Genomic DNA, 13579 nt, shown 5'->3' on the forward strand with positions numbered 1-13579 from the left:
GTGGGTCTCAGGCGCGGGCGCAGGCCACGCCGTTGAGGGAGAAGCTGGTCGGCGCGGAGTACGTGCCGTTCAGGCTGCCCTGGTAGCCGAAGGTCGCGCTGCCGCCGGGGGAGAGGGTGCCGTTGTGGGCGGCGTTGCGGGCGGTCACCGCGGACCCGCTCTGGGTGACGCTGGCGTTCCAGGAGCTGGTGACCTGCTGCCCGCTGGGCAGGTTGTAGGTCAGGGTCCAGCCGTTGATGGTGCCCGAACCCCGGTTGGTGACCGTCACGTCGGCGGTGAAGCCGTTGTTCCACGAGTTCGACGTGTACTTCACCGCGCAGCCGCCGCCGGTGGGCGGGGGCGTGGTCGGCGGGGCGGTGGTGGGCGGCGGGGTGCCGCCGGTGTTGACGGTCTGGGAGAAGTTGGTGACGGCCAGCCCGGCACCGCCCTGCCACGGCTCGAAGCCGGCCTGGATGCTGGTCAGGTACCAGTCGTTGGTGATCGCCCCGCGGTTACGGGTGTCGGCGATGAAGTCCAGCACGTTGAAGCTCATGCCCTGGATGGCCGAGGGCGCGACGTACGAGATGACGTTGTTGCCGCCGTTGTTGCCGCGCCACACCTCCCAGCTGCGGCCCGCGATGTTCGTGTTGCCCACCGGCGAGCCGATCGGCTGGATGCTGCCCTGCCGGTTGAACCAGATCATGATCTCCATCGCGTTGACGCCGTCCCGCTTGGGCGACGGGTCGAGCCAGATGTCGTAGGCGGCGTCGTAGATCGCGCCACCGACGTAGTTGAAGGAGATGCTGCCCGGGGCGCTGCTGATCGACTTCACCTGGGCCGGCAGGTTGGTGCCCGGCGAGCAGTTGGTGTAGTGGCAGCCGACGAAGATCGAGGGGTACGACACCGGTGCGCCGTTGGTCGGCGCGGAGCCCTGCTGGCTGGTGATGCTGAAGCCGCTGCCGGTGACGTTGATGCACTGCTGGGCGGTGGTGCCCCAGCGGTTGTTCTGGACCACGTACTTGCCGCCGATGACGGTCGAGCCGTACTGCTCGCAGATCTGGGTGTCGGCGGAGGCGGTGCCGCCGAAGGCGACGGCGACGATCGAACCGACGGCCAGGAGGCCGGCGGCGGCGAGTGCCCGCAATGGACGCTTCATGATGCTCCTTGGCTGCGGCGCGGGGGCGCCGGACCTGACTCGGGTGTGACCGGGAGCGCTCCCATGGTCCTTGTCACATTTACACACTTGAAACTGTGGCGCAACTGAACCGGTTAAGTTAACAGCCGATCGCATCCATGTACGTGAACCGCGTTCTACGGGTTGAGCGACAGCAGCGCGCGGGCCGTGCGGGCCTGGGTGGCCGCCTCCCGCAGCACCGCCGCCAGCCGGGTCCGTACCTCCGGCCCCAGCCGGGCCACCGGAGCGGCCACCGCTATCGCGTCCACCGCCGGCTCGCGCAGGGGCACCGCCACCGCCACCGCCGCCAGCCCCGGGCTGCACTCCTCCCACTCCTCGGCCCAGCCCCGCCGCCGCACGGCGGCCAGCTCGGCGCGCAGCGCCTCCGGCGTGGTGACCGTCCGGCCGGTGGTCGCCGGCAGCGGCCACTGGAGCAGCCGGTCGACCTCCGCGTCGGTCCGGGCGGCGAGCAGCGCCTTGCCGGCCGCGGTGGCGTGCGCGGGCAGCCGCCGCCCCACCGCGCAGACCGGCCGGACGATGTGTGCCGAGTCCCGCCTGGCCAGCAGCACCACCGCACCGCGGTCGAGGCGGTAGAGCTGGACCGTCTCGCCGGAGTGCTCGGCCAGTCGGTCCAGGGTGACGTCGTACAGGGCGGCGGCGTCCGCGCCGACGAGGAACGCCGCACCGACCTCCAGCGCCCGCAGCCCCACCGAGAACCTGGTCCCGCTCGGGTCGACGGCCACCCAGTCGCGGTCCAGCAGGGTCCGCAGGATGGCGTGCAGGCTGCTCTTGGGAATGCCCAGCGCCCGGCTCAGCTCCACCGGTGACCGGGGCCCCTGCGGGGCGGCCAGCGCCTCCAGCACGTCCAGCGCCCGCCCCGCCGACTTGACCGACCGGTACGACTCGTCCGTCGTCACGGCGTCACTGTAGTGAGACGCACGGCGTCCGGCCCAGGAGCGCACCTCCCTCGAACGACGTTCCACCGCCTGGACAAGTTTCTGGTTCGTCCCGGCTGCGCCGGAGGTCAGGATCAACGCCTCTGGTGTGCTCCGATCGCGCGGAGTAGTGTCTTGCCTTCACCGCGTACCGATCCCCTCCGGAGGCGTACACCACCATGGGTGGCTCTCCCCTGCGCATCCTCGTCGTCGGTGCGGGCATCGCCGGTCTGGCCGTCGCCCGGGCCCTGCGGTTGGCGGGCTTCCGGCCGGACGTGACCGAGAAGCTACCCCCGAACGAGCTGACCGACACCGGTCTCTACCTGCCCGGCAACGCCGCCCGTGCGCTCCGCGGCCTGGACCTCGACGGCCCGGTCCGTCCACTCGGGCAGGTGATCCGCCGCCAGCGCTTCCTCGACGCCGCCGGCGACCCGCTCTGCGAGGTGGACCTCGACGCGCTCTGGGCCGGGGTGGGCGAGTGCCGGGCACTGCCCCGCCGCGACCTCTACCAGGTGCTGCTCAGCGGCGCGGGCGGCGCGGTCCGGCACGGCGCCGAGGTGAACACCGTCGAACTGCTGCCGACCGGGGTCGCGGTGACCTTCACCGACGGCACCGGCGGCGAGTACGACCTGGTGATCGGCGCCGACGGGCCCCGCTCGGCGGTCCGCGCCCTGGCCGGGCTCGGCGGCCCGCCCCGGCCCGCCGGCCAGGTGGTCTACCGGGGGGTGGTGCGCGACGGCCCGGACGTCGCGGACTGGACGGCGCTGCTCGGGCGGCGGGCCGGCTTCCTGGTGGTGCCGCTCGGGGCCGGGCGGCTCTACTGCTACGCCGACGAGGCCGGCACCGTCGCTCCGGCCGACCCGGTCGCCCGGCTGCGTGAACTCTTCGGCGGCTACGGGGGACCGGTCCCGGCGGTGCTGGCCGCCTGGCACGACGTGCAGGTCGGGCTCACCGACGAGGTCGAGCTGGGTCGCTGGCACCGGGGCCGGGTGCTGCTGGTCGGCGACGCCGCGCACGCCACCGCGCCGACGCTGTCCCAGGGGATCGCGATGGCGCTGGAGGACGCGGTGGTGCTCGCCGAGTCGCTCCGGGCCGCCGGTGGCGTCGAGGCGGCGCTGGTGGCGTACGAGAGCCGTCGTCGTCCGCGTACCCGATGGGTGCGGGACCGGACCCGGGACCGCAACCGCACCCGCGACGTGCCGCCGGCGCTGCGCGACCCGTTGCTGCGCGGGCGGGGCGGGCGGATCTTCGGCGAGCACTACCGACTGCTGGTCGGCCCGCTGTAGCCGCGACCGGCGGCCGGACATGGTGCCAGAGCACCCCGAGCGGTGCTGCCACCTACCGGGGACTAACATCCTTTCGGATGACGGCCCGCAGCTGACGACGCGTGCCGAGCGGGACAACCGAGAACCGGAGGCCATTCGTGACCACCGTCGCACCCAAGCCGGTCGTGACCCGGCCATGGCCGGTCCGAGAGCCGGTCAAGGGGTCGGCCATCGCGCGGCTGCTGCGCACCACGGACGCGAAGCAGATCGGGATCATGTACATGGTCACCGCGTTCGTGTTCTTCATGATCGGCGGCCTGATGGCCCTGATCATGCGAGCCGAGCTGGCGCGACCGGGCCTGCAGTTCCTGTCGCCCGAGCAGTACAACCAGCTGTTCACCATGCACGGCACGATCATGCTGCTGTTCTTCGCGACGCCGATCGTGTTCGCGTTCGCCAACTACGTCGTGCCGCTGCAGATCGGCGCCCCCGACGTCTCGTTCCCCCGGCTGAACGCCTTCGCCTACTGGCTGTACCTGTTCGGCGGCACCATGGCGACCGCCGGTTTCCTCAGCCCCGGTGGCGCGGCCGACTTCGGCTGGACCGCCTACACCCCGCTGAGCACCGTCGAGCACTCGCCGGGCGTCGGCGCGAACATGTGGGTGGTCGGCCTGGCCATCTCCGGTCTGGGCACCATCCTCGGCGCGGTCAACCTGATCACCACGATCCTGACCCTGCGTGCGCCCGGCATGACCATGTTCCGGATGCCGATCTTCACGTGGAACATGCTGGTCACCAGCCTGCTGGCGATCCTCGTCTTCCCGCTGCTGGCCGCCGCGCTCTTCGCGCTCGCCGCGGACCGGCTGCTCGGCGCCCACGTGTACGACCCGGCCACCGGCGGCCCGATGCTGTGGCAGCACCTGTTCTGGTTCTTCGGGCACCCCGAGGTCTACATCATCGCGCTGCCGTTCTTCGGCATCATCACCGAGGTCATCCCGGTCTTCTCCCGTAAGCCGATCTTCGGCTACAAGGGCCTCGTCGCCGCCACCATCGCCATCGCCGCGCTGTCGATGAGCGTCTGGGCGCACCACATGTTCGCCACCGGCCAGGTGCTGCTGCCGTTCTTCAGCTTCCTCAGCTACCTGATCGCCGTGCCGACGGGGATGAAGTTCTTCAACTGGATCGGCACCATGTGGCGGGGGCAGATCACCTTCGAGACGCCGATGCTGTTCGCCATCGGCTTCCTGGTGACCTTCCTCTTCGGTGGCCTGACCGGGGTGCTGCTGGCCAGCCCGCCGCTCGACTTCCACCTGCACGACTCGTACTTCGTGGTGGCGCACTTCCACTACGTGCTGTTCGGCACGATCGTGTTCGCGGTGTTCGCCGGCATCTACTTCTGGTTCCCGAAGATGTTCGGCCGGATGCTCGACGAGCGACTGGGCAAGATCCACTTCTGGCTCACCATGATCGGCTTCCACACCACGTTCCTGGTGCAGCACTGGCTGGGCAACGAGGGCATGCCCCGGCGGTACGCCGACTACCTGCCCAGCGACGGCTTCACCACGCTCAACATGATCTCCACGATCGGCGCGTTCATCACCGGCATCTCGACCCTGCCGTTCATCTGGAACTGCTGGAAGTCGTACAAGACCGGCCCGGTCGTCGAGGTGGACGACCCGTGGGGGCACGGCAACTCGCTGGAGTGGGCGACCAGCTCCCCGCCGCCGCTGCGCAACTTCGACCGGATGCCCCGGATCCGCTCCGAGCGCCCGGCGTTCGACGCGAAGTTCCCCGAGCTGGCCGCCGGCCAGAGCCTCGCCGGCCCGCCGGAGGGTGGTGCCAAGCCGCTGACCAGCGAGGTCAACGGTGGTGCCAGCTACCAGGAGGACACCGCCGGGAACCTCGACCGGCGCTGACGCCGCACGTACACCGCCGGCGGGCGTCGTACCCCACCCGGGGTACGACGCCCGTCGGCATTCCCGGGACGGGCCGTCGTCGGTCGCGGCCGGCGTTCCGCGCCGGCCGTTGGGTGGGGTTGGGGTTGGCTGGCTCCGGAACGTGTGGGTGGCGGCGGGCGTGGCGTGGGTCGGGGTTGGCTCGCTCCGGAACGTGTGGCCGCCGGAGCGACACTCTCTCGAAAGAGCGGTATGCCACAGCGTCATTTTTATGACGCTGTGGCATACCGCTCACGAGGAGATAGCGTCCCTCGCTGTGCCGCTGTGCCGGGTCAGGTAGCGGCGGGGGCCAGGTCGGCGGTGGGTTCGGTGGTGGGTGCGCGGCGGTGGCGTAGCTCCATCGGGAGCACGACGAGGGTCACCAGCAGCCCCACGGCACCGGTGACCGCGAAGCCCCACAGCGGCACCGAGGCGTCGATCACCGCACCGGCCAGCGGAGCGCCGAGGGCGATGCCCACCGTGGTGGCGGAGCCGTGCAGGCCCATCGCCTCGCCGCGTACCCCGGCCGGGGCGAGCTGGCTGACCGCGTCGGCGGTGGCCGCGATCGTGGGGGCGCAGAGCGCGCCGGCCGGCAGCAGGGCCAGGCAGAGCAGCCACCAGTGACCCCCGCCCAGCCCGACCGGGATGGTGCAGAGACTGAGCAGGGCGGCCAACGCCAACGGGGAGAAGGACCGGCGGACAGCCCCGTACGCGAAGCCGCCGACCAGCGACGCGACCGCCCAGGCGGTGAGCACCGCGCCGGTCCAGCCGACCTCGCCACCGGCCCGCAAAACGGCGACCACCGCCACGTCGGTGCCGCCGAGCACCAGGGTGGCGGCGGCGCTCACCGCGAACACGGCGAGCAGGCGGCTGGTCAGCCACTGCCGCCGGGGAATCCGGGGCTGCGGACCGACCGGCTCGTCGGCGCTGCGGATCGGCGGGTCGAGCAGCCAGAGGAGGATGCCGGAGGAGACGATGCCCGCGCCGATCGCCCAGAGCGCGACCCGGGGCGACACGGCGGTGGCGAGCGCCACGGCCAGCGCCGGCCCGATCATGAAGGACAGCTCCATCGACATCGAGTCCAACGCGTACGCGGGGCGTCGACGCTGCGCCGGGACCAGCGCGGCGATCGACTGCCGGACCACCGAGAAGACCGGCAGCGCGAACAACCCGGCCACGAACGCGGCGGGCAGCAGCAGCGGCAGGCGCAACGTCGGGGCGCTGGCCCAGAAGACCGCCTCGACGATGGTGGTCGTGGCGATCACCGGCCGCAGGCCGCGCCGGTCGACCAGCCGGCCGAGCAGGGGTGAGCCGATCGCCGCGCCGGTGACCGACGCGGCGCCGACCAGGCCGGCGGCTCCGTAACCCCGGCCCAGCTCCAGCACCACGAAGAAGGTGAGGGCCACCCCGGTCGCGGTGAGCGGGATGCGGGCCAGCACCGCCACCAGCAGCAGGGACCGCAGGCCGGGCTGGGCCAGGGCCTTCCGGTAAGGCGTCAACGTCATTATGCTCCGTACCTCCGGCGGTCATCCTCGACCGGAGGTACGACAACGGCAAGCGATTACCGGCTCATGCGGCGCTGATCACCGGCTCACCGTGCAGGGTCACCCCGGCGCCGTCCATCGCCCGCAGCGCCACGTCCAGCGTCGGCGGCGCGACCGCCGCCGTCAGGTCGAGCAGCACGGTGGTGGCGAAGCCCTCCCGCGCGGCGTCCAGGGCGGTGGCCCGGACGCAGTGATCGGTGGCGATGCCGACCACGTCGACCCGGTCGACGTCGTGCCGGCGCAGCCAGTCGGCCAGGCCCTCACCGTCGGCGGCGTGCCCCTCGAAACCGGAGTACGCGGCGGCGTGCTCGCCCTTGTGGAAGACCGCCTCGACCCGGTCGGTCACCAGGTCGGGGTGGAACTCGCTGCCCGGGGTGCCGACCACGCAGTGCCGCGGCCAGGAGTCGACGTAGTCCGGCGGATCGCCGAAGTGCGCCCCCGGGTCGACGTGGTAGTCCTTGGTGGCGACCACGTGGTCCCACCGCCGTGGTTCGGCCGCCAGCAACCCGGAGATGCCGGCGGCCACCCCCGCGCCCCCGGCGACGGCGAGCGAACCGCCCTCGCAGAAGTCGTTCTGCACGTCCACGATGATCAGCGCGTTGGCCATCGGTGCCCTTCCTCTCCGCTCGCCGCCGGTGACCCCACCTGCGGCACGACCCAGTCTGCCCCGACGACTCAACCGGCCGGTACGACCGTGACCGGGATCGCCGGATCACCGGCCGAGAGCTTCAGCCCCTCCCACGGGATGGAGATCAGGCACTCCCGCAGGTGCTCGCGGGACTGCTCGATGCCCGGCAGGTCGACCGGTTCGCCGTCGACCACGAACGAGTGCTGGAGCAGCCGGTCGTTGGCCCGCCGGTCAGGTACGCCCTGCGAGACGACGATCTCCTCGGTGGCCGTGCCGGTGGGCTTGTGTCGACGTACCGCGACCTTCCGGCCGCCGATGGTGCCCTTGTTCTCGGAGCGCTTGACCACCGGCCGCCCGTCCACCTCGACCAGCTTGTAGACCAGGCTGGCGGTGGGCGCCCCGGACCCGGTGACCACGGCGGTGCCCGCGCCGTACATGTCGACCGGCTCGGCGGCGAGGGCGGCGATGGCGTACTCGTCGAGGTCACCCGACACGATGATCTTGGTCTCGGTGGCACCGAGCGAGTCGAGCAGTTCCCGGGACTGCTGGGCGATGACCGCGAGATCGCCGGAGTCGATCCGGACCGCCCGCAGCTGCGGCCCGGCCACCTCGATGGCGGTCCGGATGCCCTGGCTGATGTCGTACGTGTCGACCAGCAGCGTGGTGTCCCGGCCCAGCGTGGCGACCTGCGACGCGAACGCCGTCCGCTCGTCGTCGTGCAGCAGGGTGAACGCGTGCGCGGCCGTCCCGGCGGTGGGGATCCCGTACCGCTGGCCGGCGGCGAGGTTGGAGGTGAACCGGAAACCAGCCAGGTACGCCGCCCGCGCGGCGGCCACCGCCGCCTCCTCGTGCGCCCGCCGGGAACCCATCTCGATCAGCGCCCGGCCGCGGGCCGCGGTGACCATCCGGGCGGCCGCCGCGGCCACCGCGCAGTCGTGGTTGAGCACCGACAGCACCAGGGTCTCCAGCACCACGCACTCGGCGAAGCCGCCGGAGACGGTGAGGATCGGGGAGCCGGGGAAGAACAGCTCACCCTCGGCGTACCCGTCGATGTCGCCGGTGAAGCGGTAGCCGGCCAGCCACCGGGCGGCCGGTTCGTCGACCACCCCGGTGCGGAGCAGGAACTCGACCTCCTCCGGGGCGAACCGGAACTCCCTGATCATGTCGATCAGGCGGCCGGTCCCCGCGACCACGCCGTACCGACGTCCGGTGGGCAGCCGCCGGCTGAACACCTCGAAGGTGCAGCGGCGGTCGGCGGTGCCGTCCCGCAGGGCGGCACTGACCATGGTCAGCTCGTAGTGGTCGGTCAGCAGCGCGGGACGAAGACGGTTCACCAGCCCAGCCTAGAGTTCACCCGGTCGCGCCGCCGTCGTGCCCCGGGACCGACCGCAGCGCCGCGCCCAGCTGGGCACGGCTGGTGATGCCGAGCTTGCCGTAGACCCGCTGGAGATGGTTCTCCACCGTCCGGGTCGACAGGAAGAGCCGGCCCGCGATGACCCGGCTGGTCGCCCCGGCGGCGGCGAGGCCGGCGACCTCCAGCTCCCGGGCGCTCAGCGCGGGCCGCAGCGCGTCCAGCGCCGGGGTCCGGATCCGGTCGCAGCGGGCGAGCAGGGCGGCGAGCCGCTCGTGCGCGGTCGCGGCCGACGTCGACCTGTCCCGCCGCCACCCGTGCAGCGCGGTCGCGGTGGCGTCGACCGCCCAGAGCGTCAGGTGGAGCTTGGCGAAGTCGTCGGCCGCCGCCAACAGGGCGGACCCGTCGTTCTCGGCGGCGGCGCGCGCGTGCCGGGCGAGCAGCGGCGTCAGGTCGCCGTCGACCTCCCCGGTGAGATCCGCCAGCCGCTGCGCCACCGTGCGCCGGCTGCCGTCGGTGCCCGCCGGCCCGACCGGGGCGCCGGCCTGACCGAGCCGGACCAGATCGTGCAGGACGAGCACCTCGTGGCCGGCGAGACCGTCGGCGTGCAGCCGGCCGGCCAGCTCGCCGAGGTGCCCGGCGGCCCCGGTCAGGTCGCCACCGGCGGCCAGCACCGCGCCCCGGGCCTGCTCCAGCCAGGGCTGGAGGACCGCCATGCCGGGAGTCTGGACCCGGTCGGCCTCGGCCATCGCCTCCCGCGCGGTCGCCACGTCGCCGCGCAGCGCCGCCGCCTGGGCGCGCTCGGCGTGCGCGAGGCCCGCGAAGACCCGGCTGGTGGCGAGCACCACGCAGGCGTCGAGGCTGGCCCTGAGCGCGTCGTCGCCGCGACCACGCAGCCGCGCCGCGTACGCCTGGAGGATGGACAGGTAGCCGGTGCCGAGCCGGAAGTCGCCGGCGTCGGCCTGGTCGGCGAACTCGTCGGCCACGATGGCGTCGATGCCGGCCAGGTCCCCGGTGAGCGTCAGCCGGGTGCCCCGGGCCAGCTCCATGGCCAGGTGCAGGTACGGCATGTCGGCCCGCCAGTTCGCCGCCTCGGCCTGCACCCGGTCGATCGCCGCGGCGTTGGCCAGGAACCGGCCCCGCGCCGCGTCGGCATGGGCGACGGTGGACCGGGCCAGCTCCCGGGCCGCGACGCCGGCCGCCGGATGCTCCAGCACCGACCGGCTGATCCGCACCGCGGTGTCGACGTCCAGGCCGTGCAGCCGCATGATCGCCTCGAAGGCGCGCAGCCGGGCCCGGTGGCCGGGGTCGGCCAGGGTGTGACCGGCCGCCGCGAGGGTGTCCACCGTGGACTGCCGACTCAGGCCCCAGTAGCCGACCATCCCGTGCACGGTCAGCCAGCGGCACCGCCGCTCCTCCGAGACGACGTCGTCGGCTACCCCGTCGAGCACGTCGACGGCCTCCGCCGGCCGGTCGCCGAACATCAGCAGGGTGGCGAGCAGCTCGGCCGCGGGGAAGCCGCCGTCGGCGTCGAGCGCGGCCCGCGCCAGCCGGGTGGCCAGCGGCACGTCGTACCGGGTGAACGCCTGACCGGCCGCGTCGAGCAGCAGCGCCGGGTCCTGGGCGGTGCCGGAGTTCAACCGCCACACCGCCACCCGCAGCAGGTCACCGCGGCGGCGGGCGCCGACCCGTTCCAGCCGCTCGGCGAGCTGGGCCTGGAGGCGACGGGTCCGGCTGACCGGGCACCGCCGGCGGATCACCTCACCGTAGAGCGGGTGGGCGAGCCGCGCGTCGGCCCGCCGGCCGCCCGTACCCACGCTGATCAGGCCACGCTCCTCGGCCGCCTCCACGTCGGCCGGGTCGGCAGCCTGTTCGAGCAGGTGCAGGCCGAGGGGTTCGCCGAAGGCGACCAGCTCGACCACGGTCCGGACACCGGGCTCCAGCCGCCCGATCCGGATGTCGACGAGGTCGGTGAGGCTGGGGGCCAGTTCGAGTCGCCCGGTCCACCGCCAGAGTCCGTAGCTGCGGACCAGCTCGCCTCCGGCGGAGGCGGCCAGCACCAGCTCGCGGAGCAGCAGCGGGTTGCCGGCGGAGAGCCGGAACAGCCGTTCGGCGGTGCCGGCGTCGACCGGCCCGGTCAGGATGGCGGCGAGCAGGTCGGTGGTGTCGGCCGGCCCGAGCGGGGCCAGTTCGGTGTGTTCGACCAGGTCGTCGGTCCACAGTGCCCGGATGGGCAGCGGGATCTGCTCGCCGCTGCGCAGCGTCCCCAGCACGGTGGTGTTCTCCGCGCGGGCGAGCAGGTGGACCAGGGCCGCCGACGGGGGGTCGAGCAGGTGGGCGTCGTCGATGGCGAGCACGATGCGCCGCCCGGCGGCCTGTTCCCGCAGCACGTCGACCCCCCAGCGCAGCACGCCGGCGGGGGAGAGGCCGGCCGGCTGCTCGGCCGGCAGCACCGGGGCGAGCCCGCCGAAGGGCAGCGCCGAGGTGGCGGTGCTGGCCGCGACGAACGACAGCGCGTACCGGTCGGGGGGAAGGGCGGCCACCCCCTCCCGCAGCAGCCGGCTCTTGCCGATGCCGGCGCTGCCGCTGACGAAGAGCCCGCGCCCCCGGCCCTCGCGCACCGCGGCCCGCAGCCGGGTGAGTTCATCCGTACGGCCGACGAAACCCCACCGACTCATCCGGGCAGCATATCGATGCAATTCGGTGCGGAGGTACCCGGTCACACGCGGGAGTGGAGTAGGCCCGTACCCGACACTGAGTATCCGCGTCGGGCCGGTGCGGTAGGTGCGCCCGTGCCGCCCGGGTCGGGCGGGTACGCGCGTCCCTCCGCCGATCGCCACCGGCCCGGTCGCCCCGCCCGGGTGCCCGACGTCCGGCTGGGCCGGGTCGCCGGCGCGGGGTCGCCGCGGCATCCGTGTTCCGCCGGTTTCCGCAGCTCCGGCGGGTGATCGGAGTCGTCCCGGCGTTCCGGTTCATCGAATCCCCGCTTCCGGTGGCACCATGGGGGCATGGCGGCTCCACAGGTAGCACCGGTCGAGACGCCGGACACCGACGAGGTGCCGGTCGCGGACCGGCAGTGGGTGACGATCGTCTGGGACGACCCGGTCAATCTCATGACGTACGTGACCTGGGTCTTCCAGAAGCTGTTCGGTTACAGCCGGGAGAAGGCCGAGAAACTGATGCTGGACGTGCACCACAAGGGCCGGGCCGTGGTGTCCAGCGGCGCCCGGGAGCGGATGGAGCACGACGCGGCCCAGTTGCACGCGTACGGCCTCTGGGCGACGGTGGACAGGTCGTGAGCGTGAGGAGTGAGCCGGGTTTGCGAGCCCCGCAGTCGCGAACGGAGACGGCCCGGTGAGTATGTTCCGTCGTCAGGGCGACCGGTACGTGGCGACCTTCGCCGTGGACGAGGCGCGGGTGCTGCGCAAGGTCGCCGGTGAGGTGGTCGGGCTGCTCACCGACGGCTTCGACCCGGCCGACCCGGTCGTCGGCCGGCTCTTCCCCGAGGCGTACCCGGACGACCCGGCGGGCACCGCGGAGTTCCGCCGCTACACCGAGGGCGACCTGAAGACCGCCAAGATCGACCAGGCCGGCGCGGTGCTCGCCGCGCTGCCCGAATCCGCCGGTGGCGAGGTGCGGCTGGACGCCGAGGCGGCCGAGGCGTGGCTGCGGGCGCTCAACGACGCCCGGCTCGCGATGGGCGTCCGGTTGGAGATCAAGGACGGCACCGACCTGGGCGAGGAGCTCGACGACGCGGTCGCCGAGGACCCTACCTCGTCCCGGGTGTTCCAACTGTCGGTCTACGCCTACCTCGGCTATCTCCAGGAATCCCTGCTCAACGCCCTGATCGACTGAACTGTGACGGCCGCCGCCTCGCCGGTTGCCGGCAACGGGCGCTAGGCTGGGTCACGTGCTGAGCATCGACCGGTCGATCGTCGAGGCGATCGTCGCCCACGCGCGCCGGGACCACCCGGACGAGGCGTGTGGAGTGGTCGCCGGACCCGTCGGCGGCGACACCCCGACCCGGCACATCCCGATGGACAATGCGGCCCGCTCGATGACGTTCTACGAGTTCGACTCGATGGAGCACCTGCGGGTGTGGCGGGAGATGGACGACCGCGACGAGGAGCCGGTCGTCATCTACCACTCGCACACCGCCACCGAGGCGTACCCGTCCCGCACGGACGTGGCCTTCGCCGGTGAGCCGGGCGCGCACTACCTGCTGGTCTCCACCCGCGAGCCGGACACCGAGGAGATCCGGTCGTTCCGGATCGTCGACGGTGTGGTGACCGAGGAGCCGGTGCGGATCGTGGATGCCGGGGTGGACCCGCACGCGGTCCAGTCCTACATGTTCGGGCAGAGCCCGGCGACGGTCGACTACGAGTGTTCCGGCAGCTGATCCCCAGCTCCGCACACCCTTTCCGTCCGGCACCGAGGCACACCCGACCAAGGAGTACGTCATGGCCATCGAGGTTCGCATCCCCACCATCCTGCGCAGCTACACCGGCGGCGCGAAGGTCGTCGAGGGCTCCGGGGACACCCTGGGCGACCTGCTCACCGACCTGGACTCCCGGCACGCCGGCCTGAAGGGCCGGCTGGTCACCGACGCCGGCGCGCTGCACCGCTTCGTCAACGTCTACGTCAACGACGAGGACGTCCGGTTCCTCGGCGCGCTGGACGCCAAGCTCAACGACGGTGACAGCGTGACCGTCCTGCCGGCCGTCGCCGGTGGCGCGTTCGGCTTCGTCGCCGCCCGCTGAGGGCGGGCG

12 protein-coding genes are annotated in these 13579 nt (G+C 72.8%); 6 read left to right on the forward strand and 6 right to left on the reverse strand.

What is annotated here, in order from left to right:
• Positions 1 to 7 precede the first annotated feature (7 nt).
• Together O7625_RS13410 and O7625_RS13415 are read right to left on the reverse strand one after the other, a co-directional pair.
• Positions 8 to 1135, reverse strand: coding sequence for a cellulose binding domain-containing protein (locus O7625_RS13410; RefSeq protein ID WP_282346222.1), 1128 nt, complete (start codon positions 1133 to 1135; stop codon positions 8 to 10).
• Between the two features lie 155 nt (positions 1136 to 1290).
• Complete coding sequence (locus tag O7625_RS13415; protein ID WP_282346224.1) at positions 1291 to 2070, reverse strand: IclR family transcriptional regulator; 780 nt, start codon at positions 2068 to 2070, stop codon at positions 1291 to 1293.
• Positions 2071 to 2267: 197 nt separating this feature from the next.
• Here O7625_RS13415 and O7625_RS13420 point away from each other — a divergent pair, with 197 nt between their 5' ends.
• Positions 2268 to 3374, forward strand: coding sequence for an FAD-dependent monooxygenase (locus O7625_RS13420; RefSeq protein ID WP_282346226.1), 1107 nt, complete (start codon positions 2268 to 2270; stop codon positions 3372 to 3374).
• 137 nt (positions 3375 to 3511) lie between these two features.
• Positions 3512 to 5269 carry a cytochrome c oxidase subunit I gene (gene ctaD, locus O7625_RS13425; RefSeq protein ID WP_089004020.1) on the forward strand — a complete coding sequence of 586 codons (1758 nt, stop codon included), beginning with the start codon at positions 3512 to 3514 and terminating at the stop codon, positions 5267 to 5269.
• Between the two features lie 311 nt (positions 5270 to 5580).
• Here the strand turns inward: ctaD and O7625_RS13430 are convergent, their stop codons facing one another.
• From O7625_RS13430 to O7625_RS13445, 4 genes are all read right to left on the reverse strand, one after another.
• Entirely contained in the window at positions 5581 to 6792 is a 1212-nt protein-coding gene (locus O7625_RS13430) for an MFS transporter (protein WP_282346229.1), read from the reverse strand.
• Positions 6793 to 6856: 64 nt separating this feature from the next.
• Positions 6857 to 7438, reverse strand: a complete 582-nt coding sequence (locus tag O7625_RS13435; RefSeq protein ID WP_282346230.1) for an isochorismatase family protein — start codon at positions 7436 to 7438, stop codon at positions 6857 to 6859.
• 68 nt (positions 7439 to 7506) lie between these two features.
• A complete protein-coding gene (locus O7625_RS13440) occupies positions 7507 to 8793 on the reverse strand; it encodes a nicotinate phosphoribosyltransferase (protein WP_067313945.1) in 1287 nt (428 codons plus the stop codon).
• A gap of 16 nt (positions 8794 to 8809) precedes the next feature.
• Positions 8810 to 11488, reverse strand: a complete 2679-nt coding sequence (locus tag O7625_RS13445) for a LuxR family transcriptional regulator (protein WP_282346231.1) — start codon at positions 11486 to 11488, stop codon at positions 8810 to 8812.
• A gap of 330 nt (positions 11489 to 11818) precedes the next feature.
• Between O7625_RS13445 and clpS the strand changes: the two genes are divergently transcribed.
• The 4 genes from clpS to O7625_RS13465 all read left to right on the forward strand — a co-directional run bounded on the left by clpS (position 11819) and on the right by O7625_RS13465 (position 13570).
• Positions 11819 to 12109: an ATP-dependent Clp protease adapter ClpS gene (clpS, locus tag O7625_RS13450; protein WP_067313943.1), complete on the forward strand. Its 291-nt coding sequence runs from the start codon at positions 11819 to 11821 to the stop codon at positions 12107 to 12109.
• A 61-nt stretch (positions 12110 to 12170) separates the two neighbouring features.
• Positions 12171 to 12665: a DUF2017 domain-containing protein gene (locus O7625_RS13455; RefSeq protein WP_172898515.1), complete on the forward strand. Its 495-nt coding sequence runs from the start codon at positions 12171 to 12173 to the stop codon at positions 12663 to 12665.
• A 55-nt stretch (positions 12666 to 12720) separates the two neighbouring features.
• Positions 12721 to 13209 (forward strand): M67 family metallopeptidase, encoded by a 489-nt coding sequence (locus O7625_RS13460; protein WP_067313938.1) that lies wholly within the window; start codon positions 12721 to 12723, stop codon positions 13207 to 13209.
• Between the two features lie 61 nt (positions 13210 to 13270).
• The gene (locus O7625_RS13465; protein ID WP_067313936.1) at positions 13271 to 13570 is read left to right on the forward strand and encodes a MoaD/ThiS family protein; all 300 of its coding nucleotides are present in this window, start codon (positions 13271 to 13273) and stop codon (positions 13568 to 13570) included.
• Positions 13571 to 13579: the final 9 nt, after the last annotated feature.

Origin of the sequence: Micromonospora sp. WMMD714 (genome assembly GCF_029581315.1) — a bacterium.
Classification (GTDB): domain Bacteria; phylum Actinomycetota; class Actinomycetes; order Mycobacteriales; family Micromonosporaceae; genus Micromonospora; species Micromonospora rifamycinica.

Bases quoted from the DNA above. Each gene is read 5' to 3' on its own strand.
- O7625_RS13410 (WP_282346222.1), bottom strand. From the start codon at position 1,135: ATGAAGCGTCCATTGCGGGCACTCGCCGCCGCCGGCCTCCTGGCCGTC.
- O7625_RS13420 (WP_282346226.1), top strand. From the start codon at position 2,268: ATGGGTGGCTCTCCCCTGCGCATCCTCGTCGTCGGTGCGGGCATCGCC.
- O7625_RS13430 (WP_282346229.1), bottom strand. From the start codon at position 6,792: ATGACGTTGACGCCTTACCGGAAGGCCCTGGCCCAGCCCGGCCTGCGG.
- O7625_RS13435 (WP_282346230.1), bottom strand. From the start codon at position 7,438: ATGGCCAACGCGCTGATCATCGTGGACGTGCAGAACGACTTCTGCGAG.
- O7625_RS13445 (WP_282346231.1), bottom strand. From the start codon at position 11,488: ATGAGTCGGTGGGGTTTCGTCGGCCGTACGGATGAACTCACCCGGCTG.
- clpS (WP_067313943.1), top strand. From the start codon at position 11,819: ATGGCGGCTCCACAGGTAGCACCGGTCGAGACGCCGGACACCGACGAG.
- O7625_RS13455 (WP_172898515.1), top strand. From the start codon at position 12,171: ATGTTCCGTCGTCAGGGCGACCGGTACGTGGCGACCTTCGCCGTGGAC.
- O7625_RS13465 (WP_067313936.1), top strand. From the start codon at position 13,271: ATGGCCATCGAGGTTCGCATCCCCACCATCCTGCGCAGCTACACCGGC.